At 46.7% G+C, this 1,529-nt stretch carries 3 protein-coding genes; all 3 read left to right on the forward strand.

The window, feature by feature from the left end; translation table 11 throughout:
• Positions 1-248, forward strand: a 248-nt coding sequence (locus tag F6K49_RS47920) for a hypothetical protein (protein ID WP_366514348.1), incomplete at its 5' end; no start/stop codon positions are given.
• 407 nt (positions 249-655) lie between these two features.
• Positions 656-946 carry a deoxyribodipyrimidine photo-lyase gene (locus F6K49_RS47925; RefSeq protein ID WP_366514349.1) on the forward strand — a complete coding sequence of 97 codons (291 nt, stop codon included), beginning with the start codon at positions 656-658 and terminating at the stop codon, positions 944-946.
• Positions 943-1,359 (forward strand): transposase, encoded by a 417-nt coding sequence (locus tag F6K49_RS47930; RefSeq protein ID WP_293109640.1) that lies wholly within the window; start codon positions 943-945, stop codon positions 1,357-1,359. Before F6K49_RS47925 ends, F6K49_RS47930 begins: the two co-directional genes overlap by 4 nt.
• The last annotated feature ends 170 nt before the right edge of the window (positions 1,360-1,529 follow it).

The raw sequence follows: 1,529 nt of genomic DNA on the forward strand, positions 1-1,529 counted from the left end.
TTAATAGGAGTGCATCAATGAGCTATAAAGACGAACTATTTCCTTGGCGCATCATCCGCCATCTGCCTAAATGCCAGCGAATCGTTGTTGCTCGCTTTCGCCGCCGCAATCAAGCAGAAGCCCATCTACAAGCACTGCGCTGCTTAATACCAGAGGCTCGATTCACCCTCATGTTCGACATCACACTAGACGACATTGTCCCAGCGATCGCTATGACACAGCACCCATCTCAAGCAAATCATGAATAAAACCAAATTCTTGGCTCTGATCACTGTTTTATTTCGCCGCATCAAAGCGCCTAAGAAGTTTGCCATTACTAAGCGCCAAATTGCCAGACTTAGGAGCATTGCTGAATAATGGATTGTCAAAATCTAGTTTTGGTTTTATGTTCTGTTTTTCGATGGCCTTTAGGCCACGCGACGCGAACGCCGAGACACAGTAAAGAAATTGATCAGCAAGGGTTACGCTGGTAGAGTGAAAAAGCGCACTAAAGCGCGAACACCTAGAGCAGTTGCGGCATGCCATCCAATCGGACTACAAAAATCTGCAACTACAAAAAGCACCACAAATCACATGACATCAGGGCTACGCCTTAATGTCATTTTGGCGCTTTCGTGGATCTTGGCAAAATCAAACAAAACCGACCTCAGCCACTGTGAATCAAAAACTTATCGTGATCTGGTATCGCAACGATTTACGGATCCATGACCATGAGCCACTCTATCAAGCTGTCCAGGAAAAAGCTGAAATTATCCCCCTGTACTGCTTTGATGACCGACAATTTGGTACTACCTCCTTTGGTTTCCCAAAAACCGGTGCATTTCGCGCTCAGTTTTTGCTCGAAAGTGTAGCGGACTTGCGGAATTCTTTGCGATCGCTTAACCCTGCCGATCTCGGGAAATCCCTTGGTAGTAATCTTGGTAGTAATCTTGCTAGGTTCTGTTGACAAATAAAGCTAAAGATGAGACAGTGAGGGAGTTTGCAGTTAATCAAGCTCAGAAACTACCGATGAAGTCTCGTGCTAAACTAGATGATTTTTCTTGGCAGCAAATCTTTAGCTTCCTCAGAAAGCAAGATGATATACGTATCCGAGACCCAAAAGCCTGTCGTCGTTTCCTCAATGGGGTTCTCTGGGTAACTCGTACTGGAGCGCAGTGGAGAGAACTACCAAGGCGTTTTGGCAAATGGAATAGTGTCTACAAACGCTATCAACGTTGGTCTCAGCGAGGGATTTGGCAGCGTTTGCTCACAGAAGTGTCACACTCAGCAGACTTAGAGAGTATCATCCCCGACAGTACAGTCATTCGCGCTCATCCTTGCGCGGCTGGAGCCAAAGGGGGCAAGACAATCAGTCTTTAGGGCGTTCACGGGGCGGATTCAGTACCAAACTTCATGCTCTGGTCATTGGTGACAAGTTAAGAGAAAAAGCCTTTTGTCAAGAGGGGGGATTGCCTCAGGGTTCGAGTCGTGTGAAACTCAGAACAGACAAGTAATTGAGCCATGGTGAATCCTGATGAGCGGCCACCGAA

This window comes from Moorena sp. SIO3I6 (assembly GCF_010672095.1).